The following is a 26,776-nucleotide window of genomic DNA, read 5'->3' on the forward strand; positions in this document are numbered from 1 at the left end:
TGGCGAGGAGGGCCGTACACCATGGCGGTGAAGGACACCGAACTGACGTATCTGCGCCGGTGCGTGGAGCTGGCCGGCGAGGCGCTGGAGGCCGGGGACGAACCGTTCGGATCGGTCCTGGTGGGCGGGGACGGTACCGTGCTCGCCGAGGACCACAACCGGGTGGCTTCGGGCGACCGCACCCGGCATCCCGAGTTCGAGCTGGCCCGCTGGTCCGCGGCCCGCATGACGGCCGAGGAGCGGGCGGCGGCGACCGTGTACACGTCCGGCGAGCACTGCCCGATGTGCGCGGCCGCGCACGCCTGGGTGGGCCTCGGCCGGATCGTGTACGTGGCGTCCTCCGAGCAACTCGCCGCCTGGCTGGCCGAGTTGGGGGTGCCCGCGCCGCCGGTGCGGACACTGCCGGTGCACGAGGTGGCACCGAGCGTGGTGGTGGAGGGCCCGGTGCCGGAGCTCGTGGAGGACGTGCGTGCGTTGCACCGGCGATTCCACCGGGGGCGGGCCTGACGGCGGTCCCCGCCCAAGATGCAGGCGTCCGGTCGGAGTGCCTACGATCTAGGAGGAATCAGACCTGGTTGGACGGCCCGGTCTCCTCCAGGCGGGGGGAGGCGCTTGCTCTTGCAGCCGGCACATCGGCTGATGACCGCGCATGCCACGCTGGTCGCAGCCGCAACGGCCCTCTATATGACGGTGCCCGCCGCACGCGCTCCGGTGTGGGCCGTCATCGGACTCGCGGGCGTCGCCGCCGTGCTGGTCGGCAGCCAGGTCAACGGCCCGGCCCAGCGCTGGCCGTGGTGGGTGCTCGCGGCGGGGCTGTTCACGTTCATCGCGGGCGACACGTACTACAACGTCGTGGAGGAGTACTTCCACGCCTCCAACCCGTTCCCCTCCCCTGCGGACGCCAGCTACCTCGCCACCTATCCGCTGTTCGTCGTCGGGTTGTCCGGTCTGGTCCGCTACCGCTGGGTGGGCCACGATCTGCCGAGCCTGCTCGACGCGCTGATCATCACGGCCGGTCTGGCCCTGCCCGTGTGGGTGTACCTGGTGCAGCCGCTCACGGAGGTGAAGGGGCTGACCTGGCAGCAGCGGGCCATCAGCATCGCCTATCCGCTGGGCGACGTCCTCGTCCTGGCCCTGCTGGCGCGGCTGCTGACGCCGAATCCGGTCGACGCGCACAACAGATCGGTGCAGTTCCTGGTCGTCGGCACGCTGACGCTGCTCGGTTTCGACATCGCGTACGGGATCCTGCAGCTCAACGACTCCTGGCAGGCAGGCACACTGCTGGACTCCGGGTGGATCGTCTTCTACACGGCCTGGGGCCTGGCCGCGCTGCACCCGGACATGGTGGACCTGACGGCAGCCGCGTCCCAGCGAGCGTCCCTGCTGCCGCCGCGGCGCCGGATTCTGATGCTGGCGGTGGCGACGTTGATCGCGCCGGGGATCCTGCTGTACGAGGGGCTGAAAGGATCGGCGCACGACGCGGCCGTCATCGCCGCCTTCTCGGGCGTGCTGTTCCTGCTGGTGATCCTGCGGCTGTCGGGGATGGTGGTGGCGCACCGCAGGGCCGTCTCCCGGGAACTGGTGCTGCGCCGGGCGGCCGCCTCGCTGGTCTCGGCGCTGCGGCAGCAGGAGGTCGCCCGCTCGTGCGAGGTCGCCGTCGACCGGCTCCTGGGCACCGAGGTCAGCCATCACACGCTGCTGCTGCCGGCCGAGCGGGCGGCGAACCTGGCGCAGTACCACGGGCTGATCGTGGCCGCCCACGACCTCGGCGAGGACACCGGTGCCGAGCTGGACGAGGCGGCGACCGTCCTGGTGTGCCTGATGACCCCGCCCGACCGCCCGTACGGCGACGTCCCGGGCGTCCTGCTGGTCGCCGGACCGACGGGGCCGCTCACCGAGACGCGGGGCTCCATGGAGATCCTGGCCTCGCACGCGGGACTGGCCATGGAGCGCATCGCCCTGCGCCAGGAGATCGTCCGCCGGGAGAGCGAGGCGTACTTCCGCACCCTGGTGCGCAACACCTCCGACGTCATCCTCATCGTCGAGGACGACAACACCATCCGGTACGCCAGCCCCTCGGCGGCCACCGTCTTCGGCACCGCCGACCTGGTGGGCACCTCGCTGCCGGAGCTGGTCGACTCGCACGACCGGCACCGCGCGGCGCGGGAGCTGACGGCCGTGCGGGAGACCGGGCCGCGGGCCACGCACGACCACTGGTGGGTGCGGCACCGGGCGGGCCGCGTCGAGGTGGAGGTGCGGTGCAGCGACTTCCGCGACGAGCGGACCGTGGCGGGGCTGGTGGTCACCCTGCGCGACGTGACCGAGCAGCGCCGGCTGGCGCACGAGCTGACGCAGCGGGCCTTCCACGACTCGCTGACCGGGCTGCCCAACCGCACGCTGCTGCAGGAGCGCATCGAACGCGCCCTGCTGCGCGGCCGTCGCGAGTCGTCCCTGACCTGTCTGCTCTTCATCGACCTGGACGACTTCAAGCTGGTCAACGACACGCTCGGGCACTCGGCCGGCGACCATCTGCTGGTCGCCGTCGGCAACCGCCTGTCCAAGACGCTGCGCCGCACCGACACCGCGGCCCGGCTCGGCGGCGACGAGTTCGCCGTACTCATGGAGGACGCCCGTGAACCGCTGGACGCGGAGCTGCTGGCGGCCCAGGTGATCCAGACGCTGACCAGGCCGTTCACCCTCGCGGAGGAGTCGGTGACCATCTCGGCCAGCGTGGGCGTGGCCACCGCCCGCGACAGCACCGACGCGCAGGAACTGCTCGGCCACGCCGACCTCGCGCTGTACGCGGCGAAGTCGGCCGGCAAGCGGCAGTGGCGGCGCTTCCAGCCGCTGCTGCACACCCGCATGGTCGAGCGGCACGACCTGCAGAGCCGGCTCGCCGAGGCCGTCGCCGGCAAGGAGTTCGCCCTGCGCTACCAGCCGGTGGTGGACATCAACGCGGGCCAGGTCGTCGGCTTCGAGGCGCTGATCCGCTGGCCGAAGGCGCCGCCCCGGCCGGTCCCGCCGGAGCAGTTCATCACGGTGGCCGAGGAGACCGGGCACATCGCGTCACTCGGGGCGTGGGTGCTGCAGAACGCGGTGAGCGACATCGTGGGGCTGCAGGAGCTGCCCGGCCCGGCCACGCCGCCGTACGTCAGCGTGAACGTGTCCGCCCGCCAGTTCAGCGACGTCGGCTTCCTCGACCAGGTCGGCCGGGCGCTGCGCACGCCGGGGCTGGCGCCAGGTTCGCTGCAGCTGGAGCTCACCGAGACGGTGCTGCTGCGCCGTGACACCCAGATCCAGGCGGTGCTGCGGTCCCTGAAGGAGCTCGGCGTGCACATCGCCGTCGATGACTTCGGAACCGGCTTCTCGTCGCTGCGCTACCTGCGGGACTTCCCCATCGACGTACTGAAGATCGACAAGACGTTCATCGACGACATCACGCGCGACGCCCAGCAGGTCGCGCTCGTCGAGGGCATCGTGCGGATCGCCGACACGCTCGGTCTGCAGGTGATCGCCGAGGGCATCGAGGACGCGGCGCAGCGCGACCTGCTGGCGGGCATGGGCTGCCGGTTCGGGCAGGGCTATCTGTTCGCCAAGCCGATGACGGTGGAGCAGAGCGAGCGTGTGCTGCGCCAGCACGAGGGCCGCTGCTACGCGCCCTCCAACGGCGGCAGGACGCCCGCGTCCCTGCCCGCGGCGCGGCCCGAGCACCGGGCACGGCGCGCGGCGCTCTGGACGGACCTGGAGCATCTGCGCCGGACCAGCCCGATGACCGACGCGGTCCTGGACGAGGTGCAGGGTCGGCACATCCGCAGCCGCGGCCACTGGCTGATCGACTTCGCGTCCTGCAACTACCTGGGCTTCGACTGGGACCCGGAGGTCATGCAGGCCGTGGATCCCGCCGTACGGCGCTGGGGCACGCACCCGAGCTGGTCACGGCTGCTGGGCAGCCCGCGCCTGTACCCCGAGATCGAGGAACGGCTCGCGGCGCTGCTGGGCGCGCAGGACACGCTGCTGCTGCCCACGCTGACCCTGATCCACGCCTCGGTGATCCCGGTCCTGGCCGAGGGCGGCCATGTGTTCGTGGAGGCGACGGCGCACAAGACGGTCTACGACGGCTGTGTCGTGGCCCGCGGCCAGGGCGCCACCCTGCACCGCTTCCACGCCGGGCGGCCCGACGAACTGGAGGCCCTGCTGGCCTCGGTGCCCGCGGGCCTGCCGCGGCTCGTGTGCCTGGACGGCGTCAACAGCATGACCGGCAACCTCCCCGACCTGTCCGCCCTGGCCTCGGTCTGCCGCGCCGGGGGCGCGACGCTCTACGTCGACGACGCGCACGGCTTCGGTGTCATCGGCGAGCGCGGGCCGCAGGAGTCCTGTCCGTACGGTTCGCGCGGCAACGGTGTGGTGCGGCACACCGGGGAGTCGTACGACTCGATCGTGCTCGTGTCCGGTTTCTCCAAGGCGTACTCGTCGCTGCTGGCCTTCCTGGCGCTGCCCACGGAGCTGAAGAACCGGCTGAAGACGACCGCGGGCCCCTACCTGTACTCGGGACCGTCCCCGACGGCGTCTTTGGCCACGGCGCTGGCCGGCCTCGACGTCAACGACCGCCGCGGCGACGAGCTGCGCGCGGTTCTGTATCGCAGGACGGCCCAGGTGCTCGACCATCTCGACGGGCTGGACGTGGTCACGCTCAACACGGACGGGCTGCCGATCATCGAGATCCCGCTGGCGAACGCCGACGACCTCGACGCGGTCGCGGCGTTCCTGTGGGAGGAGGGCATCTACGTGACGCTGGCCGCCTATCCACTCGTACCGCGCGACCGGGTGGGCTTCCGCCTACAGATCACGGCGCTGAACTCCGACGACGACATCGAGCGGCTGACCCGCACGCTGAGCCGACTGTCCGCGCGGTTCCCGCTGAAGGCGAAGGTCTGAGACGGCCATGATCACGCACAATGACGATGTCGACTGGGACAGCTGGCCGGTGGCGGACTACCTCGCGGAGAACTACCGCGACCTGCACCCGGCGGACGCCGCGGTCATCACCCACCACTCGGCCTTCTACCGCCGCTTCGCGCCGGGATCCGTGGCCCGCTCAGTGGAGTTCGGCGCGGGACCGAACCTGTATCCGCTGATCCTCGCAGCCGCCGCGAGCCGCCGTATCGACGCCGTCGAGGCGGGCGCGAGCAACGTGGCCTATCTGGAACGGCAGTTCCTGTACGGCCCGGACGCCAGCTGGCAGCCGTTCCACGCACTGTGCCGACGCCTCAACCCCGACCTGCCCGCCACCCTGGCCGGGGCGCTGGCGCACGTGAACATCGTCCACGCCGACGTCCGGGCCCTCGAGCCCGGCACATACGACCTGGCGTCGATGCACTTCGTCGCCGAGGGCGCCACCGAGGACTACGCGGAGTTCGCCGACTTCTGCCGCGCCTTCGTCCGGTGCGTGGTCCCCGGCGGGTCGTTGGTGGCCGCCTTCATGGAGAACATGCCCACCTACCGGATCGGCCCGGCGTCGCACTGGCCGGGCTGCCCCGTGAACCCGGACCTGGTCACGAAGGTGTTCGCGCCGCTGACCCGCGCCCTGTCCATCGCCCGCATCGACACCGACCCGACCCTGCCGGACTACGGCGACTCCGGGATGGTCCTGCTCACGGCAACGGCCCGCTAGCCGAGCTCCAGCGTGGTGACGCCGAAGACCCTTTCCCGGGCGTACGGCCGCACCGGGCCCGTGTACATGCGGGCCGTCTCGAAGGAGGGGGTGAAGCCGGCCGCCTCGGCCAGGGCGATGCCCGCCGCGTTCGTCTCGGGCACGTCCACGGCGACTTCACTGCCGGCCGTGTCGGCGGTCAGGGCGGCGAACAGGGCGCTCGCGTCCTCGGCGGTGTCGGCGAAGAGGGGGCCGATACGGAGTGAGTCGCGACCGGGGCGGATCACTCCGTAGCCGGTGACGCGGCCGCCGGTGCGGCGCACGACCGCACGGTGTCCGGGGGCGGTCAGCCAGTGCGCGAGGAAGCGGGGGCGGTCGGCCGGGTGGCAGGCGCTGTCGTACGCCGTGAGGTCCGCGAGGTCGGCGTCCACCACGGCACGCACGCCGGTGGGAGGCTCGGCCACCGCGGGCGCGGATCCGCTGAACCGGACCGTGCGGTGGGCGAGTTCGAAGCCGGAGCGACGGTAGTTGTCCTGCTGGGCCACCACTCCGTCGAGTCCGATGGTGCGGGTGCCGGCGTGGGCCAGCGCGGTCTTCCAGGTGGTGAGGCCGTGGCCGCGGCCGCGCAGGTCGGGCCGGACGAGGTAGCAGCCCAGGAAGGCGTAGTCGTCACCGTAGTTGACGACGGAGATCGCCGACACCGGTTCGCCGTCGATCCGGCCGAGGAAGAAGCCCTCCGGGTCCTGCGCGAAGAACGCCGGTCCGTCGCAGAGCCCCGGATTCCATCCCTCGTCCGCGGCCCAGCCGCTGATCACCGGCCAGTCGCCGGGTCCGGCCTGGGTGACGACGAGGTCTTCGAGGGCCTCAGGGGCCATGTGTGCGCTCCATTCCGTGGCGGTACGGCGGACTCGGTACGCGATGATCGAACGCGCCCGCAGCATCCTTGCGGATCTTGCGGCGCGCGTCACGGGGCGATCGGGTCGTTGGCCGGATCCGACTGGGCCTGCGTGTGGGGCAGTTGGCAGTCCACGGCCGTCGGACCGAACCGCCGGAGGCCCTGCCGGTCACCCGGCCGGCAGGGCCTTGGGTCCCGTGCTGTGCGGGCACGGTCAGCGCGTGACCCGAGGGCGGAAGCGGCGGCGGACGGCGGCTCCGCCCAGCACCAGCGCGACGCTCGCCACGGCGGCGGGCAGGGTCTGGTCGGTGCCGGTGTGGGCGAGGGAGGCCGCCGAATGCCGCGCCGGGGTGTGCCGGGCGGACGCCGGCTGCGGAACCGTCCCGGAGGGGGCGGACGCCTTCGGGCGGGAATGGCGGCCGGAGTCGTTGGTGGACTCGTTCCCGGTGGCCTTGTTCCCGGCGCCGATCACGTTCACCGTGTTGCCGCTGACGTTCACCGGCGCATGGACCGGGACCTGGACGACGTTCCCGGAGACGACCCCCGGTGAATCCTTTCCGCTGCCGTGGGCCTCGCTGCCGCGTTCCGCAGAGCCGCCGCCCTTGTTGGCGCAGCTGTTGCCCGCGGCCGGGTTGAGCAGCCCCACCACGTTCACGGTGTTCCCGCACACGTTCACCGGGACGTGCACCGGGACCTGGACGGTGTTGCCGGAGAGCACGCCGCCCGAGTCGGCGGTGGCACCGTCCGCGGAGGCCCCGTCGGCCGCAAAGGCGGCGGTCACCGGCATCGTCAGGGCCATCGCGCCCGAGGCAGCGGCGACGGCGATCACACCGTTTCGGGTAACCCTTCGCATAGGTTTCCCTGCCTTCCAGACATGGTCGCGGACATGTGCCCGCGCCGAGGAAGCGGGCACTCGCCCGCACGGGATAAAACGCGGGCGAACCATCCGAGTTATGGCTTATCGGCCTTTCACCCCATCGAGCGGCACGGTTATCGAACTAGCGGCAAAACCGCCGCATACGCACGGAGGAGGCGCGAGGAAGGCGCACAGGGTAGGTCACGTGGTGCGATCCCGCTCGTCGGGAGGCGGGGCCCGGAACGTCCGCTTATCGTGATCGAGGGCGCCGTTCCACCGGTCCCCGGCGGGCGCCCATGGAGGCATTGATGCTGGCCAAGCTGTCGAAGCGGCCCGCCATACGACGCTGTGCCGTCACCGGAGCCGCAAGCCTGACCCTGCTGGCCGCGGGGCTGCCCGCGGCGGCCTCGCACGGGCCCGAGCCGGATCTGTCGCGCTTCTACGACCAGAAGGTCGCGTGGTCGAAATGCAAGGGCGAGGACATGCCCAAGGACCTTCAGTGCGGCAAGGTCACCGTACCCCTCGACTACGCCGACCCGAAGGCGGGCACCCTCGACCTGGCGCTCGCGCGCTACCGGGCGACGGGCAAGAAGCGGGGCTCGGTGCTGCTGAACTTCGGCGGCCCCGGCGGCGCGGGCGTCCCCGAACTCGCCGCCGGCGGCGACGACTTCATGGGCCTGACGAACGGCTACGACGTGGTGACCTTCGACCCGCGCGGCGTCGGCAGGTCCTCCCCGGTCAGCTGCGGCGACGGCACCGACGAGGTCTCGTCAGCGGCGGACGAGGGCGCCGACATCAGCCATCCGCAGGCCGTGCTCGAACAGGTACGCAAGGCGGCCGCCCAGTGCGCCAAGCACTCCGGGCCAGTCCTCCCCCACATCGGCACGGTGAACGCCTCGCGCGACCTGGACGTGATGCGCCAGGCCCTCGGCGACAAGAAGCTCAACTACCTCGGCTTCTCCTACGGAACCCGGCTCGGCGCGGTGTACGCGGCCCAGTTCCCCAAGAAGGTCGGCCGGATGGTGCTCGACGGAGTCGACACCCTGACCGAGCCGATGTCCGAGCAGGGAGTGGCGGGCGCCGAGGGACAGCAGACGGCGCTGGAGGACTTCATCGACTGGTGCGCCAAGGACATCGCCTGCCCGTTCGGACAGGACCCGCGCGACGCCCGGGACCAGGTCGTCAATCTCATCGACTCACTCGACGAGGATCCGGTGCCGAGCGACTTCGGCGAGGCGTTCTCCGGGCAGGACCTCGTCGGCGCCATCGGACAGGCGCTCTACAGCAAGGAGTTGTGGCCCTCGCTGGAACGCGCGCTCGCGCAGCTGGTCGAGGACGGCGACACCCGCGGGATCATGGGCTTCACAGCCGGCGGGGCCGCCCCTCGCGGCAACGAGACGCCCGGGGCCGGCCTGGTCGACGAGAACGACGTCCCGCTCGACAATCTTCCGGCGGCGCTGATGGCGATCAACTGCGCGGACGATCCCGATCGCCCCGGCGCCGACCGGATCACCGAGGACCTCGGCCGGCTGCGCGCCGAGTACGAGCAGGCCTCACCGGTCTTCGGCCGCTACCGCCTCACCGAACTCCTCATGTGCTACGGCCGCCCCAAGGGCACCGACTTCATCCGCGACAAGGTGCGCGATCTGCACACCGCGAAGATGCTCCTGGTCGGCACCCGCGGCGACCCGGCGACGCCGTACCGCTGGACCGTGGAGACGGCGAAACGGCTCGGCTCCTCGGCCGTGGTGCTCGACAACAGGGGCGAGGGCCACACCGGTTACGCCTCCTCCAAGTGCGTGCACCGCAAGGTCGACGACTTCCTGCTCTACGGCGGGCTGCCGCCGAGCGGCAGCTCCTGCGGCCCGGACGAGGACGAAGACTGAGCCGTGTCAGGGCTGCCAGTACGCGAGCCGCTGCAGGGCCCCCGCCGTCGACACGAACCCGTCGTCGCCGAGCAGCTCCCGCACCTCCGCGTTGAAGCGGTCGACCTCCGGCTGCGCGGCCAGCAGGGCGGCGGCCCCGGCCTCCGTCAACTCCAGCACCACGGCCCGGTGTTCACGCGGGTGCGTCCGCTTCAGCAACAGGCTCGCCGTGGTGAGCCGGCCGACGAGTGCGGTGACCCCGGACTCGCGCAGCCCGAGGACGCGGGCCAGCTCCTGCTGGGTGATGCCTGGCTGTTCCTGCACGGCGAACAGCGCGCCGAGCTGGGCGGTGGTGACGCCGGCGGCGGCCAGACAGCGCCTGTCCAGCGTGGTGCGCAGGAGGTGCGCGGACCGCTGCAACAGGAAGTACAGACGCTGGTCGGGCTCGGGCATGGGCCGATCTTGACAGAGGTCACCGGTCCGCGCCACCCTCACTTCACTGGTGAAGTGAGGTGGAGATGAGCGGGACGATGGATCTGGAGCTGGCCCGGAAGATCCTTGCGGAGCAGCCGTTCAGCAGGCTGCTGGGCGCCCGGGTGGCGGCGTTCGGCGACGGCGAGGCCACGCTCGAGCTGGACATCCGCGAGGAGCTGCTCCAGCAGTACGGCTTCGTCCACGGCGGGGTGCTCTCCTACGCGGCCGACAACACGCTGACGCTCGCCGCCGGCACCGTCGTGGGGGCGGGTCTGATCACGTCCGGCTTCACCATCGACTATCTGCGCCCGGCCACCGGCGAGTTGCTGCGTGCACACGCCCAGGTGGTGCGGGCCGGCCGTACCCGGGTCGTCTGCCGTTGCGATGTGACCACGGTCGACGCGAGCGGCGCCGAGACCCTGTGCGCGGTGGCCCAGGGCAATATCGCGGTGATCGACACGCCGGGCACGCCCCGCCCCTAGATCAGAACTCGACCGGGTCGCGCACGATCGGGCATGTCATGCAGTGCCCGCCGCCTCGCCCGCGTCCCAGTTCCGCGCCCACGATGGTGATGACCTCGATGCCGGCCTCGCGCAGCAGTGCGTTGGTCTGGGTGTTGCGGTCGTAGGTGAACACCACGCCCGGCTCCAGGGCGACCGCGTTGTTGCCGCTGTCCCACTGCTGGCGCTCGGAGGCGTACACGTCGCCGCCGGTCTCCACGATCCGCAGCTTCGGCAGGCCGAGCGCCTTGGCGACGACGTCGACGAACGGGGTCGAGCCCTCGTCGGTGATGTCGATGCCGGGCGCCCGGTCGGAGGGGCGCAGGGAGAAGGTGTGGACGCCGTCCATGATCGCCGGGTAGAGGGTCACCAGATCGCGGTCGGCGAAGGTGAACACGGTGTCGAGGTGCATCGCGGAGCGCAGCTTCGGCAGGCCGGCCACGACGACATGCTCCGCGGCGCCGTGCGCGAAGAGCGCCTTGGCGACCTGGGTGATGGCCTGCCGCGAGGTGCGCTCGCTCATGCCCATCAGGACGACACCGCCCCCGACCGGCATGATGTCGCCGCCCTCGAACGTCGCCTGCCCCCAGTCGAGTTCGGGGTCGCCCCACCACACGGTGGAGCCCGCGTAGTCGGGGTGGAACGTGTAGACCGCCTTCATCAGCAGGGTCTCGTCGTGCCGGGCCGGCCAGTACAGCGGGTTGAGGGTGAGGCCGCCGTAGAGCCAGCAGGTGGTGTCGCGGGTGTAGAGGGTGTTGGGCAGCGGTGGCATCAGGTATTCGCGGACGCCGATCGACTCCCGGGCCAGCGCGAGGTATCCGGTGCGGTACTCCTCCGGCAGGTCGCCCGTGGCCAGGCCGCCGATCAGGAACTCGGCCAGCCGCTCGGGTCCGAGGGACTCCAGATAGGCGCGCGTGGTGTCGATGAGTCCGACGCCGACCTCGTTGGCGACGATCTTGCGGTCGAGGAGCCAGTCCCGGGCGCCCGGGACCGCCAGGGTCTGGGCGAGCAGGTCGTGCAACTCGACCACCTCGACGCCGCGTTCACGCAGCTTGGCGACGAAGTCGGCGTGGTCGCGCTGGGCGTTCTCCACCCACATGACATCGTCGAAGAGCAGGTCGCGGGAATTGGTCGGGGTGAGTCGGCGATGGGCGAGCCCGGGCGCGCAGACCAGCACCTTGCGCAGCCTGCCGACCTCGGAGTGGACGCCGTACGCGGGAGGGGGGTCTTGACTGGTCACGGTGCACCTTTCCGAGAGGTCTGCGGGTCAGAGGCTGATCCAGCCCAGCGCCAGGGCGACGATCCCGGTCACGGCGCCGACGGCCGAGACGGTGAGGATCACGAGTTCGCGCGGCGAGAACAGCCGTCGGCCCTGTTCCCTGCGGGCCATCACGAACAGGGCCGTGGCGGGGGCGTAGATGATGAAGGAGACGAGGACGAACTTGAACCCGGCCGCGTAGATGAGGAACGCGGTGTAGACCGTGGCGAGCCCGGCCACCACCAACTCGCCCTTTCCCGACCGGTCTCCGGCCAGGGCGATCCGCACGGCGAACCCCGCAGCCAGCAGGAACGGGATCAGGGTCAGCGCACTGGTCAGGTCGAGCGCGAAGTTGAACGCGTCGTCCGAGAACATCGTGACGACCAGGACGATCTGGCTGAGCAGGGTGGTCATCACCAGAGCGGGCACGGGCACGTCGGCCGCCGTGGAGCGCTTCAGGAAGCGCGGCATGTCGTCGTCCTTGGCGGCCACGAACAGCACTTCGGCAGCCATCAGCGTCCAGGCGAGATAGGCGCCGAGCACGGAGACGATCAGGCCGACGCTGACGAAGACCTTGCCCCAGGTGCCGACCGCGCTCTCGAGGACGCCGGCCATGGACGGCTGGCGCAGTTCGGCGATCTCGGCCATCGGCATCAGGCCGTACGACACGATCGTGACCGACGCGAAGACGGCGAAGACGCTCAGGAAGCCCAGGACGGTCGCGCGGCCGACGTCCTCGCGGCGCGCCGCGTGCCGGGAGTAGACGCTGGCGCCCTCCACGCCGAGGAACACGAAGACGGTGGCCAGCATCGTGCCTTTGACCTGCTGGAACAGGGATCCGGCGTAGTCGGCGCCGCCGAAGTTGTCCGCGAAGACGGTCGGCTTGAGGTAGAAGAGCGCGAGAACGACGAAGACGAGGATCGGCACGACCTTGGCGACCGTGACCATCCGGTTGATCGCCGCCGCCTCCTTGACGCCGCGGCTGATGAGCAGGAAGAACAGCCACAGCCCCACCGAGGAGAGCACCACCGCGAGCACGGTGTCGCCGTCGCCCAGCGCGGGCGCGATCGCGCCGATCGTCGACATGATCAGCACCCAGTACGTCACGTTGCCGACGCAGGCGCTCGCCCAGTAGCCGAACGCCGAGAAAAAACCGAGGTATTCACCGAAACCCGCCTTGGCGTACGCGTACACACCGGCGTCGAGGTCGGGCCTGCGCACCGCGAGCGTCTGGAAGACGAAGGCCAGCATCAGCATGCCGGTACCGGCGACGGCCCACGCGATGAGCGCGCCGGCCACGCCCGTCTCCTGGGCGAAGCGGCTCGGAAGGGAGAAGACACCGGCACCCACCATCGAGCCGACCACCATGGTGGTGAGCGTCGGAAGGGAGAGCTTGGCGGTGGCTGGGGCCCCGGTTTCCTGCTCGACCTGCGTCATTCGACGTCCCGCGAGGGTCAGGCATCGGCGTTGATCGGCGATGCGAAGAGCGCCATCCGGCGACCCGAGCGAGATTAGCAATGAATTATCCCGAATGCCCGGCGCGGTTGCCCCTAATGCCCGATCGGCGAAACGGCCCTATCGTGCTTGTTATGGAGCACGACCTGAGTCCCTCAACCCTGTCCGAGCTCCGGCGTCCGCGTGCCTATCCGGCCGTGTCCGTGCTGACGCCGACGCATCGCCGAGAGCCCGAAAACGCCCAGGATCCGGTCCGGCTGCGCAATGTGGTGGCCGAGGCCAAAAAGCAGCTGGAGTCCGATCCCTCGGTGACCCGGGAACGGCGCTCCGACGTGGTCCGTCACCTCGACCAGGCCCTCAGGGAGGTGGATCTGGCGCATGCCGAGGACGGCCTGGTGATCTTCGCCGCCCCGGGTGAGCACCAGGTGTGGTCACTCGCCCGAACCGTGCCGGAGCGTGTGGTGCTCTCGGACACCTTCCTGACCCGCAACCTGGTCTCCGCGCACGCCGCCGAACGGCCGTTCTGGGTGCTGTCGGTCTCCCCCGACCGGGCCACTCTCTGGAGCGGCGGCCTGGATCGCGTCGTGGAGGACCGCACCGGCGGATTCCCCCTGACCAGGCGGCTGGAGAACTTCGACGCCGAGCGGCAGGAACGCATCGGCGACATGCCGAGCACCTTCCGCGACGAGGGCACCCGCCACTTCCTGCGGGAGGCCGATGTCGCGATGGGCATGGTCCTGCGTGAACAGCCGCGCCCGCTGTACATCACCGGCGAGCAGGCGGCGCTGTCCGTGCTGGACGAGGTCGGCAGCGTCACCAAGGAGGCGGTGCACGTGCCGCACGGCGGCCTCACGCACGGCACTCCCGACGCCGTGTGGCAGGCGGTACGGCCGATGGTCGCCGCCGAGACCCGCAGAAGCACCGACGCCGTGGCCCGGGAGCTCGAATCCGCCCGTGGCCGCAAGGCGTTCGCGGCCGGCGTCGACGAGGTCTGGCAGAGCGCCCGCGAGGGCCGCGTACGCCTGCTCGCCGTCGAGGAGAACTACCGCGTGACGGTGCGTGACAGCCACGGCGACCACTTGATCCCGGCCGAGAGCGGCGACCTCGACTCCCGCGAGGACATCGTGGACGAGATCGTCGAGCAGTGCCTGGAGACGGGCGCGGACGTCCGGTTCGTACCGGACGGGATGCTGGGCGACGCGCACGGCATCGCCGGCATCCTGCGGTACTGACCGAGCCGTCAAGCACGCTCACACGTTGCCGAACAGCGAGCTCAGCCCCTCTTCGACGGCCGCACCGATGTCCTCCTGCCCGGCCGCGACCACCGCGTACGTGCGCAGCAGGAACCGGCGCAGGCAGTCGGTGTCGAACTGGAGCAGCGCCAGGCCGTAGGGCGAGTGGAACTCCACGACCGTGCGGTTGCCGCCGCACGGCCAGATGTGCACGTCACCGCTGCCGGCCGGGCCGCGCAGCCCCTCCTCCAGCAGGGCGCGGCCGAAGGCCCAGGTGACGCCGGTGCCGTCGAGGGAGACCTCGGGCGGGAAGTCGAGGTGCACGGCCAGCGGGTCCGTGGAGACGTAGCGCAGCGTGGCGGGAACGGGGAGCTCCCGCTCGTCGGCCGTGATCAGACGGCCGGGGGCGGGCTGCTCGAGCGTGATGTCCATGGTCGGTCTCCACTGCGGTCGGAGGTCGGCCGGATTACCGGTGTGCTCTTACGACCCCGCAGATGCCGTTTGCATTACGTGGAAGCGCTTGCGAGTTTATGTGACCTGCGTCACCTTCAATGGGTACGGCCCACCTCCGTCACGGGGTTGATCCGCGCCCACCGGATCCCGTAGAACAAGAAGTCGTCGAACACGCGGCTGAACGCGTGCCGCAGCTCCTCGACGATCCGTCAAATCACGTACGCGGCCTACGACTTGACCTGCACGGTGAGGTACACCATTCGCACCGCACGGGCGCTCCATGAAGACTGTGGCATATGCCAGAAGCACCACCGTATCGTGTGTTGCCAAATCCCTTACAGGGCGTCGCGGGCTGTGCAAGAGTCGTAACGGTCCCTCGAGCCGTCAGCCCCGGTCGAACCGTCCCCGCATCGGAGTGCTTCATGCCGTCCCATCTCTCTGCGGATCGCCCAGCCGCCCAGCCGCCAGGACGCGGCTCGGTCGACGCGCTGATATCGCAGGCGCGGCGGCTCAAGGGCGACGTGGACGCCGTACGGCGGGACGCGCACGGCGACGGCTCGGACCCGCAGGAGCGCTGGCAGCGCGCGCTGTGCGACCTTGCGCTGCACCAACTCACCGACCTGGACGCCCACTTGGCGCAGCTGCGGGACGGCCCCGCGCCCGTGACCGCCACGGAGGCGGCACCCGGCCCCCGGGCCGCGGCGCCCGTCGCGCGCAGCGGCTCGCTGCTCAGCCGGGTCGGCAGCGCGGAGTGGAACCTCCTTACGGACGAGGCGAGTTGGTCCGGCGAGCTCTACCAGATCCTGGGCCGTGACCCCGCCGCTCCCCCGCTCACCCTCGACGAACTGCCGTCCGTGGTGCTGGACGAGGACCGCGCGAAGCTGACGGCGATGGTCACGGACTGCCTCGTGGACGCCAAGCCCATCGACGGCGAGTTCCGCATCGTGCGCCCCGACGACGACGTGCGGACCGTGCACATGATGGGCGAGCCCGTGCTCGACGCCGACGGCAGCACCGCCTCCATGTGGGCCGTGCTGCGGGACGTCAGCGAACTGCGCCGCAGCCAGAGGGCGGTGAGCGAGACCCGTGACTCGCTGCATCGCCAGCAGCACCGTGCGCAGACCGAGCACCGGCTCGCGGTCGAGCTGCAGGAGGCCGTGCTGCCGCCGTGGCGTGGCTCCCTGCGGCTCCCGCACCAAGGACCCGAGACGCTGGACCTGGCGGCGCACTATCTGCCGTCCTCGACGAGCGCACTGATCGGCGGCGACTGGTACGACGCCCTCGAACTGCCCGACGGACAGACCCTGTTGAACGTCGGCGACCTCACCGGACACGGCGTCGTCGTCACCTCGGGCATGGCGACGCTGCTGGGCGCCGTGCGCGGCATGGCGATGGCCGGCACCGAGCCCGGGCACCTGCTGTCCCTGCTCAACCAGTTACTCGACGCCACCGTGCAACCGGCCCTGGGCAGCGCCGTGTGCTGCCGCTACCGGCCCGAGACCCGCACCCTGACCTGGGCGCAGGCCGGACACCCCGCCCCGCTGCTGTTCCGCGACGGGACGGGGCGCAGGCTGCACGCACCGGACGGCGTCCTGCTCGGCGCGACCTCGGGCGCCACCTACGAGCAGGTCCACGAGACCCTCGAGGCGGGCGACCTCCTCCTGCTGCACACCGACGGGCTGATGCGCAGGCACGGCAGCACGGAGACCGAGTCCGTGAACCCGCTCCTCGACCTGGCCCCGCGTTTCGCCGAGGCGCGGACCGCACAGGACTGCGTACGGATGGTCGTGGAGGAGTTCGGCCGGGCCGAGCGCGCGGACGACGCGTGCGTGCTCGTGGCCAGGGTGATGTGAGGCCTCTTGGCCGGGTGATGTGAAACGCCAAAGCGGCGTGAGACTACTGGCAGTTGCACGAACCCCCTATGCCCGTGCGGTGTTGCCGTCCTTCGCCGTCCTCGGCAACGCCAGTTTGATCTCCTCCCGCAGCTCGTTGATCTTCGGGTAGCTGGAGTACTCGGCGGTGAGCCGGTACATCTGGCGCAGCCGGTCCCAGGTGCGGTGGGAGGAGTTCGATCCCATCGACATCAGGGCCAGGCGTGCGTACCGGTCCGCCTGTTCGGGGTCGTCGGCGATGAAGCAGGCCGAGGCCATGGACAGGAAGTCGAAGATCTTCGACCGCTGGCGCCCGTCGATCCTGAGGGCCAGGGCCTTCTCCGCGTAGTGCTGGGCGTGCGCGGCCGCTCCGGGGTCGTGCTCGGCCAGCGTGCGGTAGGCCAGGGCCTGCATGCCGTACAGGTCCTCCTCCTTGAACATCTGCATCCAGCTCGGCGGTGGCACGTCGCCCTTGTCGGAGACGAAGAGGTCCTCCGCCCGGCCGAGGGTGCGGCGCATCGCCTGGCCCTTGCCCATCGAGGCCTGTGCCCAGGCCTCGATGGTGTAGAGCATCGCCTGGGTGCGCGGCAGCACCTCTTCGCCGGAGCCGGACTGGGCGAGCTTCATCAGGTCGAGTGCGTCGTCGGGCCGGCCCAGGTGCACCATCTGGCGAGCCGCTCGGGAGAGCGCCTCTCCGGCGCGGGGCCGGTCACCGCCCTCACGGGCCGCATGGGCGGCGATGACGAAGTACTTCTGGGCCGTGGGCTCCAGGCCGACGTCGTGCGACATCCAGCCCGCGAGGACGGCGAGGTTGGCGGCGACGCCCCACAGACGCCGCTGGAGATGGTCGGGGTGACGGTAGGCGAGCATACCGCCCACCTCGTTGAGCTGCCCCACGACTGCCTTGCGCTGCAGCCCGCCGCCGCGGGCCGCGTCCCAGGCGCGGAACACCTCGACCGAGCGCTCCAGTTCCTCGATCTCCTGCGACCCGATGGGGGCGGCCTCGTAGCGGTCGAACCCAGCGGGGTCGGCATGCAGGGGATCGTCGAGTCGGGGAGCGTCGGCCCTGAGGGCCGGATCGGTGTGCAGCCAGTCGTGCATGGCGCTGCTGAGTGCGGATCCTGCGGTGAGCGCGACACCCGCACCCACCAAGCCGCGTCGGTTGAGCATGAGGTCCATTCCCGTGAATTCGGTGAGGACCGCAGCCGTCCGCTCGGGCGCCCACGGCACACCGTCGGGATGTTCCACACTCCCGGCGTCCTGCCGTTTCCCCGCACGCCCGTGCCGGACCAGACCGAGGTCCTCGATGGTCACGACACGGCCGAGACGCTCGGTGAACAGAGCCGCCAGCACCCGCGGCACCGGATCGCGGGGGATCTCCCCCATGTCGATCCAACGCCGCACCCGGGAGGTGTCGGTCGACAGCTGCGGGTGGCCCATGGCCGCCGCCTGCCGGTTGACCAGCCTCGCGAGTTCACCCTTGGACCAGCCGGCCAGGCCGAACAGGTCCGAGAGACGGGTGTTGGGTTGTCCGCTCACGTCAAGCCCCCAGGTTCTCGGCTGAGTTGACAGTAGCCCGGTGAAAGATGCCGGGCGACTATTCGCCAGGGTTCGCCAGGGTGCGCCAGATGGTGTGCCACTGGGCATCGGGTGTCAGGTAGGAACGCGCCACCCCGACCCGGTCGCCTTCTGGAAACAGAGCTGGAAACAGAGGACGCATTCCCCAGGGTGCATCCAAGGGACCGGGCCGGGTAGCGCACCGTCGTCGCAGGCACACGAAGGGATCTGTTTCGCCCATGTACGCAGCATCGTCCTCCGTGTCCGCCCCGCCCCGGTCGCTGCACCCCCGCCCGGCGGGCAGCGGCCCCTACCTCGACCCCGCCGCGCGCCCGGCGGCCCCGGTGATCGGCGCGGGCCGCACGCGGCGCCCCGCCGGGCTCGGCACCCAACCGCTCAGCGGGAGACTCGACTTGTCCGGCCCCCAGGGCGCCCAGCTGCGTACGGCCATCGCGTCGGTGCACCGGATCTGCCCGGAGTTCGCTCCGGTGCAGGTGCTGCGCCGCAGCGGACGGTCCGTGCTCCTGGTCGGAACGACCGGGCGCAGCACGGCCGTCGCCAAGTGTTTACTCGACCACTCCCCAGCGTGGTCCGAGCGGATCCGCCATGAAATAGCGGCCTACCGCTCGTTCGTCCGGCACCGCCCTCCGGTGCGGGTGCCGAGGCTGATCGCGGCGGACCCGGACAACTGCACACTGGTCATCGAGCGGATGCCAGGCCGGGTGGCGGCACTGCAGCGCCACCCGGCGGAGGCCCCGCCGCGGGCGGACATCAGGGCGGCACTCGGCGCGATCTGCCGGCTGAACGCCTGGCGGCCGCCGGCGGGCACGTTCGACGCGCCGCTCGACTACGCGGCCCGCATCTCGCGGTACCACGAGCTGGGGCTACTCACCGACCGGGACATGGGCGACCTGCAGAAGCTGCTGCACGGCATCGCGCACTCGGCGGGCCGGCAGGGCATGGGCCAGTTCTGCCACGGCGACGCACTGCTCTCGAACATCCTGCTCTCACCGGCCGGTCCAGTGCTGGTGGACTGGGAGCACGCGGGCTGGTACCTGCCGGGCTACGACCTGGCGACGCTGTGGTCGGTCCTCGGCGACGCCCCGGTGGCCCGCCGTCAGATCAGCCAGATCGCGCAGTCGGCGGGCCCGGCCTCGCGGGACGCGTTCCTGGTGAACCTGATGCTGGTCCTGACCCGTGAGATCCGTACCTACGAGATGGCCGTGCAGCGTTCGATGCACGAGATGACCCCGGCGGCACCGGGAGCGGCCCACCCGGGTGCTGCGCCGTCCGGCGAGGAACAGCGGCTGCTGCTGAGGCGGCTGCACGACGACTGCCAGCTGGCCCGTCGGGCCGTACGCGCGGCGGTCGGCACTCGCTGACGGGGACGAAGGTCCGCGGTGTGCCCGGGACAGCGGCACACCGCGGACCTTCGTATGTCCCGACCTGCTTCCTCACGGCCACTGGTGTACGCCACTGACGCTCCGCAGGCCCGTGCACCGCCGCCGCGAAACTCCTGCACGCTCGTGTTGACATGGGAAATCCCCTGCCTCTGGGCATGATTGACGGATCGTCGGCCAGCCGGTAACACAGACCCACCGACCGGCCCTGCACGCCCCGCCACGCTCGTCCGTCCCAGGAGGCTGCATTGCGAGGATCCGCCACCGACACCGCGTCCGCACCCGGCCACAGACGAGCCCGCAGAACCGCCGGCGCCGTCGCCTCCGCGGCTCTGCTGCTGCCTCTGCTGGGCATGGCCCCGTCCGATGCGCCGCCCGCCACGGAGCGGCTGCAGCTGGCGTTCGCCTCGGCGGCCGCCGCGTACCACGTCCCGCAGAGCGTGCTGCTGGGCGTCTCGTATCTGCAGTCCCGCTGGGACGCACACGGCGGCACGCCGAGTGTGACCGGCGGCTACGGCCCGATGCACCTCACCGACGCCCGCACCGCGCTCGCCGCGACCTCCCACCACAGCGAGGGCACGGAGGACGCCCGCGGCGACTCCGCCCGCGCGGCCCTGCATCCCGACACCAAGGTGCCGCAGGACTCCCAACTCCCGGCCCGGCTCAAGACGTTGGTGAAGGCGGCGCAGCTCACCGGCATCCCGACAGAGCGACTTCGCAGCGACGAGACCGCGAACGTGGCGGGCGGTGCGGCCCTGCTGGCCGCCGCCCAGAAGCAGCTCGGCCTGCCGCTGAGCGAGGACCCGGCCGACTGGTACGGGGCGGTGGCCCGCTTCTCGGGCGCGGACGACACGGCAACGGCGGCGGCGTACGCCAACGACGTGTACGACGTGATCCGCACCGGCGAGCAGCGCACCACGGACGCCGGTCAGCAGGTCGCGCTGGCCGCCCGGCCCGGCCTGGCCCCCGAGACCGCGCAGATCAAGAAGACCGGTCTGCGCTCCGTCTCCGACGACGGCACGGAGTGCCCGAAGTCGGTGTCGTGCGAGTGGATCCCGGCCCCGTACGAGGAGTTCGGGGACAACGACTACGGCAACCACGACCTGGGCGACCGCCCGGCGTCGCAGAGCATCAAGTACATCGTCATCCATGACACGGAGGGCGCCTGGGACGGCGTACTGAAGCTGGTCCAGGACCCGACCTATGTGTCGTGGAACTACACGATCCGCTCGACGGACGGTCTCATCGCCCAGCACGTCAAGGCGAAGGACGTGGCCTGGCACGCGGGCAACTGGTACGTCAACGCCAAGTCGGTCGGCATCGAGCACGAGGGCTTCCTGGCGAACCCGGACGCCTGGTACACGGAGGCGATGTACCGGTCCTCGGCGCGGCTGGTGAAGTACCTCTCCGCCAAGTACGGCATCCCGCTGGACCGGCAGCACATCCTGGGCCACGACAACGTGCCGGGCCCGACGACCTCGACCATCCCCGGCATGCACACCGACCCCGGCCCCTACTGGGACTGGCGGCACTACTTCGAGCTGCTCGGCCACCCCTTCAAGCGGACCGCCGGCAAGAGCGGCGGGCTGGTGACGATCCGGCCCGACTACTCGACCAACCAGCCGCAGTACACGGGCTGCGTCACCGCGGGCGAGCCCTGCGCGGCGCACGGCTCCAGCGAGGTGCGGCTGTACTCCGACCACGACGAGAACTCCGCCCTGATCAAGGACGCCGGCCTGCACAAGGGCGCCGACTCGACGATCGACGTCAACGACGTGGGCTCACGGGTCTCGACCGGGCAGCAGTACGCGGTCGCCGACCGGTACGGCGACTGGACGGCGATCTGGTACTTGGGCCAGAAGGCCTGGTTCAAGAACCCGAAGAAGCACCCGACCGCGGTGAGCGCGTCCGGCTTCGTGGTGACGCCCAAGGACGGTCTGGACAGCGTCCCGGTGTACGGGCGCGCCTACCCGGAGGCCACGGCCTACCCGACGGGAGTGCCCGCCCAGGCGGTGTCCCCGCTGCCGTACACCCTGCCGAAGGGGCAGAAGTACGTCGTCGGTGACAGGGTGCCGGGCGAGTACTACTACGCGGTCACCTTCACCACCGACTCGCATCGGGTCGTGGTCGGCAAGGACCTGTACTACGAGATCCAGTTCGGACACCGGGTGGCGTTCGTGCGCGCCGCGGACGTGCAGGTGCTGCCGTCGGTGTCCTAGCCGGGATCAGCCCTGCTGGAAAAGCTCCGCCGGGAGCGGCTTCAGCAGGGCGTACAGGTCGTCGGTGATGGGGCGGTCCCAGGCGGCGATGGTCACCAGGACGTTGTCGCTGCGGTCGAACTGGACGCAGGAGATGCGGCTCTCGGAGAGCTTGAGGCGGCGCACGATCAGAAGGTTGTCGCCCTGCATGACCGGCATGTCCTCGACGCCGACGACGGTCACCTCCTCCTCGTTCTCCAGCGCGAGCAGCAGCTGGGCCACCTCGAAGGGGATCTCGCCCTCGGCGACCTCGCGGGCCGGCGAGCCCTCGGGGAGGTTGCCGATGATCATGGCGGGGCCGCGGCCGCCGAACAGGTCGTACCGCAGGAAGACGCCCTGGCAGCTGCCGTCCGGGGCGGGCAGCAGCCCGGCGCCGAGATTGCCGGGCCAGTCGCCCGGGTCCATGGCCAGGACGTCGAAGTCGGGGCCGGCGGGGGTCGCGCTGCGGCGGCGGAGGAACGACATGTCGCCAATGGTACGTGGACAGCGCCGGTCAGTGGGCCGGGGGCGGTTGTCGTTCGGGGGCGGGTTTTGGGGGCTGATCGTGCAGTTCCCCGCGCCCCTGGGCAGGTCTGCCCTCAGGTCGGCTTCAGCGCCACTGTAAGCCCAGTGATCTCGGTGCCCATCTTTCGGTAGACCGCGGAGAGCAGGCGTACGACCGCGGGTTCGTCGATGCTCAGCTCCCTGGCGATCTCTGCCTCGGTGCAGCCCTGAGCCGCCATGTTCGCCGCGACACGTTCCCGGGACGTCAAGGTGTCCGTCTCGGTGCTGTGCAGGCGGCGAGGGCGCAATCCGGCGGCGGCGAGTTCGTCGCGGGCGGCTTCGACAAGCCCGTCGGCCGAGCACTGGACGGCCGCGTCCAGCCCCCGGTAGAGGTACTCGGCGGCCTCCCTGGCACGGCCGGTACGCCGGAGCTCCGTGCCGAGGGCGACCAGGGCGCAGGCGAGTTCGTAGGCGGCCGGGGAGCGTTCGAGGTGGGCGACGGACTCCTCGAGGTACTTGATGCGGGCCGATCCCGAGGAGACCTCGGCGGCGACGCGCAGGGCCTGGCCGACGGCGGAGGGCGCACCGAACTGGCGGGCGCGGGCGACCGCCTCGAGGGCGGTGGCGACGGCGCGTTCGGGGGTGTCGTGGGCCTCGGCGCGGGCGAGGTGGAGCTGCCAGGGGCACCAGGCGGGGTTGCGCATGCCGCGCGGTTCCAGGCGGCGGCCCGCCGCGGCGAGCTCCTCCGCCGCCTCCTTGGTCAGGCCGCGGGCGAGCAGCAGTTCGCCGTGGACGGTCTGGGCGTCGGGGAAGACGACGGCGGCCGGGAACGGCGCGCAGAAGGAGTAGTGGTCGCCGGTCTCGGCGGCCTCGGTGACCCGGCCGCGGGCGAGCAGCACCTCGATGAGGATGCCGACGGCGTACCAGTGGGCGGGGGTGCCGGGGCCGACGCGCTCGGCGAGCCTGAGGCCGGCGCGGACGAAGTCCTCCGCCTCCGCGAGGCGGCCGCGCCGGTAGCGGACGTAGGCGAGGAGCGTGTAGGCGAAGGAGAGGTGGGCGCCGCGCCAGCCCTGGCGTTCGAAGTCGGCGATGCCGGTCGTGAAGAGCTCTTCGGTGCGGCCGGGGCGGTCGGCGTACATGAAGGCGAGGGCGACCAGGACAGGCACCTCGAAGCCGCGGTCGGGTTCGGCCCAGCCGAGGCCGCCGGCCAGGGCGCGTTCGGCGTGGTGGAGAGCGACGTGGGAGGGCTCGCCGCGCAGGATCGCGTCCCAGGTGCGCAGGCCGATGATGTAGCGCTCGGTGAGGTCGCGGCCGCTGAGACGGTCGGCGAGTTTGGCCATGCGCCGGGAGCGGGAGGGGTGGTCGGGTTCGTCGGCGCGGAAGGCGTCCCACATGAACTGCTCGGCGACCATGCGCAGCTTGACGCGGGCGTCGTCGGTGACACGGATCTCGCGGGCCAGGGTGTCGGAGGCCTCGGCGAGGCGGTCGCTGTGGGCGAGGACCTGGGAGAGCCGGTAGACGATGTGCTGGCGCAGGCGGGGGTGGGCGATGGGTTCCTCGAGGGCGGCGCGCAGGTGGTTGACGGTGGTGGCGGGTTCGGTGAGCAGGGACGCGGAGCCCAGTTCGTACAGGACGGCGGCGCGGTCCTCGTACGGCGGGGGTTCGCGCAGGGCGCGGGCGAGGTAGCTGCGGGCGGCGTCGGGTGCGCCGGCGCGGAGGGTCTCCTCGGCGGCGGCGCGCAGTTGCTGCACGACCCAGTTGTCGCCGTCGGGGTGGGTCTCCAGGATGTGGCGGGCGGCCGCGGAGGGGCCCTGTCCGTCGTTGATCACACACCAGGCGGCCTGGCCGTGCAGCGCGACCCTGACGCCGGGCGGGATGGCCCGGTAGACGGCGGTGGCGATCAGCGGGTGGACGAACTCCAGGGTCTCGGCGCCGGTGAGGATGCGGGCACCGCGCAGGGCGTCGGCGGCGTCGGCGGCCTCCTCCTGGCCGAGCCCGGCGACGGCGGCGGCGAGGGAGGGGCGGATCTCGGTGCCGAGGACGGCGCAGGCCCAGGCGAACCGCACGGTCGAGGTGCCGAGCCGTTCGAGCCGGGCAATGAGGCCGCTGCCCTTGACGGCGGCGGCGAGGTCGCGCAGCAGGTGGGCGCCGGTCTCGGTCGGGGTGACGCCGCGGTCGCGCACCTTGGCGATCAACTCGACCGTCTCGAAGGGGTTTCCGGCGGTGACGGCCCAGCACTCACGGCAGAACGCGTCGTCGGCCTGTGCGCCGAGCGCCTCGCGCACGAGGCGGCCGACGGCGGCGGCGCTCAGCGGTTCCAGGTCGAGGGGACGCCCGCCCGCACGTCCCGGCAGTCCCTTGAACGACTCGGCGTGGTCCGGGAGTTCGTCGGGCCGGTAGGCGACGACGACGAGCAGCGGGAGTTGTTCGGCGCGGGGTGCGAACGCGGCGAGCCAGCTGAGGGATTCGGCGTCGGCCCAGTGGGCGTCGTCGAGGACGAGCACCATCGGCGCGCGCAGCGCGGCGAGATGGGTGAGCACCCAGTCGAGGCCGTCGCGCAGGCCCTGTTGATCGGGCGGAGCGCCACCACTCGGGGCGCACAGGCCGAGGGCCGGTCCGACGATGTCGTACCAACTGCCCAGCGAGGTACGCAGATCGGTCTCCGCGGACCCGGCGAACTGGGGCTGCAGCAGCTGGCGGGCGACGTGGAAGGCGACGCGCTGTTCCTGGTCGCCGCCGCGGGCGGACAGTACGGTGCAGCCCCTGGCGGCGGCGCGCCGGCGGACCTCGGCGAGGAGGGTGGTCTTGCCGATACCGGCGCGCCCGGCAAAGGCGAGGAGTGCGCCGCGGGGGCGGTCGGGAGACTCGGCGCCGTCCCTGCGCAGGCCGGTGAGCTCTGCCAACGCCTCGTCGACGGCGGCGAGTTCGCTTTCCCGTTCGAAGATGGTTCGGCTGCTCCACACGCGCTGCCCCATGGCGTACCCCCTGCCGCGGTGGCACGTCCGCGCGGGGAGCGGGCGCACACCGTGACCTACAAGCACCTCAGCGTACGCCTCGCGAGGGTCGCGCGACCCGGTTCGACCATTACTGACCGGAGTCGATTCAGGCGATGTTCCGGTGCCGTTCGTGGTGCCGGGCGACGCGCGCGCGGTTGCCGCAGGAGGGCTTGCACCACTCCTGGCGCGGGTGCTCCTTGAGGAAGTAGCGCACACAGCGCGGCGCGTGGCAGGCGCGCAGCCGCTGCCGGTCGGGGCTCGCGAGGAAGGCGATCGCAGCGTGTGCGAGGGCCGCGGAGAGTTCGTCCGCGCCTTCAACTGCCTTTCTGTGTACGACGGGTTCGGCGTCGTCGGCCCAGTGCAGCACGGGGACGGTCGGGGTGCGGGCGGCCGCGGCGTTGAGGCGGGCGACGGCTTCGGACGCGGGCAGGAGGCGGGCGGCGTCGGCGGGGCTGGGTGCGGCGGGGCGTACGGCGCGGGCGAAGAGGGCACGGACGGCGGCGCGCAGATCCCGTACGGCTGCCAGGTGCGCGTCGTCGGCGACGAAGCCGGTGGTGTCCGGCAGGGCCTCGGGGTGGGCGCGGACCCAGGCGGTGAGCCCGGCGGGGTCGGTCAGGTCGTCGGCGACGCCGCCGTGTCCGTCGTGGCGGATGGTGAGGGCGAGGTCCAGGGCGAGGCGGGCGTCCCTGGTCAGCAGTTCCGGCATGCAGCTAATGATAGGTTCGAGTTCATCCATTAGCGCCTGAGGGGGAGGGTTCATGGAGGATCTGCGCGAGCTGCTGCGCGGTCTCGAGGTCTTCGCCGGGCAGCTGCCTGCCTTCGATCCGCTTGCCACGCCGGGGACTCCGGTGGAGTTGTTCACCGAGTGGCTGATCGTGGCGGTCGAGGCAGGTGTGCGCGAGCCGCACGCGATGACGCTCTCCACGGCGGGCGCGGACGGGAATCCGACGGCACGCACGCTGATCCTCAAGGGCGTGGGGCCCGACGGCTGGCAGTTCGCCTCGGACAGCGGCAGCACCAAGGGCCGTGACCTCGCCGAGCACCCCTTCGCCGCCCTCACCTTCTACTGGCCGCAGCTGGCGCGCCAGGTCCGGGTGCGGGGTCCCGTCGTCGCGGCGCCCGCCGCGGACAGCGCCGCCGACTTCCTGGCGCGAGGCATCGGTGCCCGCGCGGAGTCGCTGCTCGGCCGCCAGTCGCAGCCGCTCGCGGACCTCGCCGAGCGGGACGCGGCGGTCAGGGAGTCCCTGGTCCGGCTGGAGGCCGAGCCCGGCCTGGTCGCGCCCGGCTGGACGCTGCACTCCGTACGGCCCGAGTCGGTCGAGTTCTGGCAGGGCGACAAGGAGCGCCGGCACACGCGGCTCGTCTACCTGCGCGAGGAGGCGGGCTGGCACAAGCAGCTGCTGTGGCCGTGAGCCGGCCCGGCTGCCGCGGCCGTCACGAGGTCGGGCGCGCGCATCGCGGCTACGACCGTCCCCACCGGGTGCGACTTCAACGACGGCACCGGACCCGGCACCGCTGCGGTTCTGACCGCGGGCCATTGCGGCTGTCCCGCCGGGCGGCTCTCGCCGCCCCG

General features: G+C 71.5%; 20 protein-coding genes. 10 read left to right on the plus strand and 10 right to left on the minus strand.

Annotated features, from left to right (window positions below):
• Positions 1-21 precede the first annotated feature (21 nt).
• The 3 genes from ACFY1L_RS27985 to ACFY1L_RS27995 all read left to right on the plus strand — a co-directional run bounded on the left by ACFY1L_RS27985 (position 22) and on the right by ACFY1L_RS27995 (position 5,671).
• Positions 22-507 (plus strand): nucleoside deaminase, encoded by a 486-nt coding sequence (locus ACFY1L_RS27985; protein ID WP_388830026.1) that lies wholly within the window; start codon positions 22-24, stop codon positions 505-507.
• Between the two features lie 132 nt (positions 508-639).
• Positions 640-4,935: an aminotransferase class I/II-fold pyridoxal phosphate-dependent enzyme gene (locus ACFY1L_RS27990; protein WP_388830029.1), complete on the plus strand. Its 4,296-nt coding sequence runs from the start codon at positions 640-642 to the stop codon at positions 4,933-4,935.
• A 7-nt stretch (positions 4,936-4,942) separates the two neighbouring features.
• Positions 4,943-5,671, plus strand: coding sequence for a class I SAM-dependent methyltransferase (locus ACFY1L_RS27995; protein ID WP_388830032.1), 729 nt, complete (start codon positions 4,943-4,945; stop codon positions 5,669-5,671).
• On the opposite strand, the gene ACFY1L_RS28000 is transcribed toward ACFY1L_RS27995, so the two are convergent.
• Positions 5,668-6,525, minus strand: coding sequence for a GNAT family N-acetyltransferase (locus ACFY1L_RS28000; protein WP_388830035.1), 858 nt, complete (start codon positions 6,523-6,525; stop codon positions 5,668-5,670). The two genes, ACFY1L_RS27995 and ACFY1L_RS28000, sit on opposite strands and share 4 nt — an antisense overlap.
• Before the next feature lie 234 nt (positions 6,526-6,759).
• Positions 6,760-7,398, minus strand: a complete 639-nt coding sequence (locus tag ACFY1L_RS28005) for a chaplin (protein WP_388830038.1) — start codon at positions 7,396-7,398, stop codon at positions 6,760-6,762.
• A gap of 311 nt (positions 7,399-7,709) precedes the next feature.
• On the opposite strand from ACFY1L_RS28005, the gene ACFY1L_RS28010 reads away from it, so the two are divergent.
• Positions 7,710-9,287 (plus strand): alpha/beta hydrolase, encoded by a 1,578-nt coding sequence (locus ACFY1L_RS28010; RefSeq protein ID WP_388830041.1) that lies wholly within the window; start codon positions 7,710-7,712, stop codon positions 9,285-9,287.
• A gap of 6 nt (positions 9,288-9,293) precedes the next feature.
• Here the strand turns inward: ACFY1L_RS28010 and ACFY1L_RS28015 are convergent, their stop codons facing one another.
• The gene (locus tag ACFY1L_RS28015) at positions 9,294-9,719 is read right to left on the minus strand and encodes a MarR family winged helix-turn-helix transcriptional regulator (protein WP_388830044.1); all 426 of its coding nucleotides are present in this window, start codon (positions 9,717-9,719) and stop codon (positions 9,294-9,296) included.
• 65 nt (positions 9,720-9,784) lie between these two features.
• Here ACFY1L_RS28015 and ACFY1L_RS28020 point away from each other — a divergent pair, with 65 nt between their 5' ends.
• Positions 9,785-10,222, plus strand: a complete 438-nt coding sequence (locus ACFY1L_RS28020) for a PaaI family thioesterase (protein ID WP_388830047.1) — start codon at positions 9,785-9,787, stop codon at positions 10,220-10,222.
• Position 10,223: 1 nt separating this feature from the next.
• Here the strand turns inward: ACFY1L_RS28020 and ACFY1L_RS28025 are convergent, their stop codons facing one another.
• Positions 10,224-11,480, minus strand: coding sequence for an arginine deiminase (locus tag ACFY1L_RS28025; protein WP_388830050.1), 1,257 nt, complete (start codon positions 11,478-11,480; stop codon positions 10,224-10,226).
• A gap of 27 nt (positions 11,481-11,507) precedes the next feature.
• Positions 11,508-12,935 carry a basic amino acid/polyamine antiporter gene (locus ACFY1L_RS28030; protein ID WP_388830053.1) on the minus strand — a complete coding sequence of 476 codons (1,428 nt, stop codon included), beginning with the start codon at positions 12,933-12,935 and terminating at the stop codon, positions 11,508-11,510.
• Between the two features lie 152 nt (positions 12,936-13,087).
• On the opposite strand from ACFY1L_RS28030, the gene ACFY1L_RS28035 reads away from it, so the two are divergent.
• The gene (locus ACFY1L_RS28035) at positions 13,088-14,185 is read left to right on the plus strand and encodes a chemotaxis protein (protein ID WP_388830056.1); all 1,098 of its coding nucleotides are present in this window, start codon (positions 13,088-13,090) and stop codon (positions 14,183-14,185) included.
• An 18-nt stretch (positions 14,186-14,203) separates the two neighbouring features.
• Here the strand turns inward: ACFY1L_RS28035 and ACFY1L_RS28040 are convergent, their stop codons facing one another.
• On the minus strand, positions 14,204-14,617 hold the full coding sequence (locus ACFY1L_RS28040; RefSeq protein ID WP_388830059.1) for an SsgA family sporulation/cell division regulator: 414 nt from the start codon (positions 14,615-14,617) through the stop codon (positions 14,204-14,206).
• A 443-nt stretch (positions 14,618-15,060) separates the two neighbouring features.
• Here ACFY1L_RS28040 and ACFY1L_RS28045 point away from each other — a divergent pair, with 443 nt between their 5' ends.
• On the plus strand, positions 15,061-16,491 hold the full coding sequence (locus ACFY1L_RS28045; RefSeq protein WP_388830062.1) for a PP2C family protein-serine/threonine phosphatase: 1,431 nt from the start codon (positions 15,061-15,063) through the stop codon (positions 16,489-16,491).
• 66 nt (positions 16,492-16,557) lie between these two features.
• Here ACFY1L_RS28045 and ACFY1L_RS28050 read toward each other — a convergent pair whose 3' ends face one another.
• Positions 16,558-18,048: a hypothetical protein gene (locus ACFY1L_RS28050; protein ID WP_388830065.1), complete on the minus strand. Its 1,491-nt coding sequence runs from the start codon at positions 18,046-18,048 to the stop codon at positions 16,558-16,560.
• A gap of 257 nt (positions 18,049-18,305) precedes the next feature.
• Between ACFY1L_RS28050 and ACFY1L_RS28055 the strand changes: the two genes are divergently transcribed.
• Positions 18,306-19,448: an aminoglycoside phosphotransferase family protein gene (locus ACFY1L_RS28055; protein ID WP_388830068.1), complete on the plus strand. Its 1,143-nt coding sequence runs from the start codon at positions 18,306-18,308 to the stop codon at positions 19,446-19,448.
• Positions 19,449-19,714: 266 nt separating this feature from the next.
• The gene (locus ACFY1L_RS28060; RefSeq protein WP_388830071.1) at positions 19,715-21,685 is read left to right on the plus strand and encodes an N-acetylmuramoyl-L-alanine amidase; all 1,971 of its coding nucleotides are present in this window, start codon (positions 19,715-19,717) and stop codon (positions 21,683-21,685) included.
• 6 nt (positions 21,686-21,691) lie between these two features.
• Here the strand turns inward: ACFY1L_RS28060 and ACFY1L_RS28065 are convergent, their stop codons facing one another.
• The 3 genes from ACFY1L_RS28065 to ACFY1L_RS28075 form a co-directional block, all read right to left on the minus strand.
• A complete protein-coding gene (locus ACFY1L_RS28065; RefSeq protein WP_142149023.1) occupies positions 21,692-22,189 on the minus strand; it encodes a hypothetical protein in 498 nt (165 codons plus the stop codon).
• Between the two features lie 113 nt (positions 22,190-22,302).
• A complete protein-coding gene (locus ACFY1L_RS28070) occupies positions 22,303-25,182 on the minus strand; it encodes an ATP-binding protein (protein ID WP_388830075.1) in 2,880 nt (959 codons plus the stop codon).
• Positions 25,183-25,309: 127 nt separating this feature from the next.
• Positions 25,310-25,909 carry a CGNR zinc finger domain-containing protein gene (locus ACFY1L_RS28075; RefSeq protein WP_388830078.1) on the minus strand — a complete coding sequence of 200 codons (600 nt, stop codon included), beginning with the start codon at positions 25,907-25,909 and terminating at the stop codon, positions 25,310-25,312.
• A 52-nt stretch (positions 25,910-25,961) separates the two neighbouring features.
• Here ACFY1L_RS28075 and ACFY1L_RS28080 point away from each other — a divergent pair, with 52 nt between their 5' ends.
• Positions 25,962-26,615, plus strand: coding sequence for a pyridoxal 5'-phosphate synthase (locus ACFY1L_RS28080; protein WP_388830081.1), 654 nt, complete (start codon positions 25,962-25,964; stop codon positions 26,613-26,615).
• Positions 26,616-26,776: the final 161 nt, after the last annotated feature.

Origin of the sequence: Streptomyces sp. NPDC001663, from assembly GCF_042893105.1 — a bacterium.
Taxonomy (GTDB): Bacteria; Actinomycetota; Actinomycetes; order Streptomycetales; family Streptomycetaceae; genus Streptomyces.

Coding starts and splice junctions, on each gene's coding strand:
- ACFY1L_RS27985 (WP_388830026.1), top strand. CDS start 22: ATGGCGGTGAAGGACACCGAACTGACGTATCTGCGCCGGTGCGTGGAG.
- ACFY1L_RS27990 (WP_388830029.1), top strand. CDS start 640: ATGACCGCGCATGCCACGCTGGTCGCAGCCGCAACGGCCCTCTATATG.
- ACFY1L_RS27995 (WP_388830032.1), top strand. CDS start 4,943: ATGATCACGCACAATGACGATGTCGACTGGGACAGCTGGCCGGTGGCG.
- ACFY1L_RS28000 (WP_388830035.1), bottom strand. CDS start 6,525: ATGGCCCCTGAGGCCCTCGAAGACCTCGTCGTCACCCAGGCCGGACCC.
- ACFY1L_RS28005 (WP_388830038.1), bottom strand. CDS start 7,398: ATGCGAAGGGTTACCCGAAACGGTGTGATCGCCGTCGCCGCTGCCTCG.
- ACFY1L_RS28010 (WP_388830041.1), top strand. CDS start 7,710: ATGCTGGCCAAGCTGTCGAAGCGGCCCGCCATACGACGCTGTGCCGTC.
- ACFY1L_RS28015 (WP_388830044.1), bottom strand. CDS start 9,719: ATGCCCGAGCCCGACCAGCGTCTGTACTTCCTGTTGCAGCGGTCCGCG.
- ACFY1L_RS28020 (WP_388830047.1), top strand. CDS start 9,785: ATGAGCGGGACGATGGATCTGGAGCTGGCCCGGAAGATCCTTGCGGAG.
- ACFY1L_RS28030 (WP_388830053.1), bottom strand. CDS start 12,935: ATGACGCAGGTCGAGCAGGAAACCGGGGCCCCAGCCACCGCCAAGCTC.
- ACFY1L_RS28035 (WP_388830056.1), top strand. CDS start 13,088: ATGGAGCACGACCTGAGTCCCTCAACCCTGTCCGAGCTCCGGCGTCCG.
- ACFY1L_RS28040 (WP_388830059.1), bottom strand. CDS start 14,617: ATGGACATCACGCTCGAGCAGCCCGCCCCCGGCCGTCTGATCACGGCC.
- ACFY1L_RS28045 (WP_388830062.1), top strand. CDS start 15,061: ATGCCGTCCCATCTCTCTGCGGATCGCCCAGCCGCCCAGCCGCCAGGA.
- ACFY1L_RS28055 (WP_388830068.1), top strand. CDS start 18,306: ATGTACGCAGCATCGTCCTCCGTGTCCGCCCCGCCCCGGTCGCTGCAC.
- ACFY1L_RS28065 (WP_142149023.1), bottom strand. CDS start 22,189: ATGTCGTTCCTCCGCCGCCGCAGCGCGACCCCCGCCGGCCCCGACTTC.
- ACFY1L_RS28070 (WP_388830075.1), bottom strand. CDS start 25,182: ATGGGGCAGCGCGTGTGGAGCAGCCGAACCATCTTCGAACGGGAAAGC.
- ACFY1L_RS28075 (WP_388830078.1), bottom strand. CDS start 25,909: ATGCCGGAACTGCTGACCAGGGACGCCCGCCTCGCCCTGGACCTCGCC.
- ACFY1L_RS28080 (WP_388830081.1), top strand. CDS start 25,962: ATGGAGGATCTGCGCGAGCTGCTGCGCGGTCTCGAGGTCTTCGCCGGG.